Source organism: Halarchaeum rubridurum (genome assembly GCF_014647115.1).
In the GTDB taxonomy this organism is placed as follows: domain Archaea; phylum Halobacteriota; class Halobacteria; order Halobacteriales; family Halobacteriaceae; genus Halarchaeum; species Halarchaeum rubridurum.
In genome coordinates this window covers 1-1,020 of sequence record NZ_BMOO01000020.1, presented here as the reverse complement: position 1 = coordinate 1,020, position 1,020 = coordinate 1, and the positions used below count along the sequence as shown (strand labels likewise).

General features: G+C 62.7%; 2 pseudogenes. Both read left to right on the top strand.

The window, feature by feature from the left end:
- A pseudogene (locus tag IEX84_RS14505) lies at positions 1-438 on the top strand (VirB4 family type IV secretion system protein); the annotation flags it as partial.
- Positions 431-1,020 (top strand): annotated as a pseudogene (locus tag IEX84_RS14500) (hypothetical protein); the annotation flags it as partial. The pseudogenes IEX84_RS14505 and IEX84_RS14500, both read left to right, overlap by 8 nt.

Below are 1,020 nucleotides of genomic sequence, written 5' to 3'. Positions count from 1 at the left end.
ATCCGCCTCGTGACGCAGACCGTCGATGAGTTCTTCGAGCACGCCGAGAGTGAGGCGATCCTTGACCAATGTGCGGTCAAGCAGTTCCACCGCCTCGACGGCATGGACGAAGAGTGGGCCGACGAGTTCGGCCTGAATCACGCCCAGATGCGCTACGTCCAAGACGCCGTCCCCGGCAACGAGGACGCCGGCTTCTCCGAAGCACTCGTCGGCGTCGACGGCGAGTGGCGCGGTATCCAGGTCGAGGCGATGCCCAAGGAGAAGCAGGTTATCGACTTCGACCCCACCACCCAAACTCGCGACGAACTGCCCGGTGCAACCAACGACGAAACCGAGTCAGCAATGCATTCGTTCCAACAGCAACTCAACGAGCAGACCGCTGAATCGAACGACAAATCGGAGCAAGTCGCCGAGACGGACGGTGGTCGCGATGAGTGAGTACCTCCGCGTCACGCCGACCTCTGAAGAACTAGACCCGTCGGGGATTCCGCGACTCCTCGAGAGCCTCCACAAACTCACTAGCGAGGATCCGGGACTGGGGTCGACGTTGAATCCGCTGTCGTCCTCGATGCCGCCGCGCTTCGAGTTCCTGGCACTCAGCGACGGCGAAGACGCGCCCGTCGAGTTCTACTACGGCGCTGACGATGGCCTTGAGACCGTCGAGGAGCGCCTGCAGTCGATCTATCCGACGACCTTCGACATCGAACGTGTCGACCTCGACGTCGAAGAACGGCTTGTTCAGCCGGCCGAGTACTCACGCGAGGAGTTCCTCAACGCCTACCAGCAGGGCAATCTTCAGTACGAGCAGTACGCCATCACCGACGAGGGGGAGGCTGAGGCGCCCGACGTCGACCTGACTGCGGACAGAGTGGTGTCCATCGACAATAGCGCGCTTGAACCCGCAGAGGATGTTGGGGTGCCGGTTGAGAAGCCAACGGTGACCGAGCGCGGGACGATTCTCGCACGGCCGGCGACCGAGACGGTCTCGCCCTATGGCGTGCGCTGGCAGGGCGATGCCAC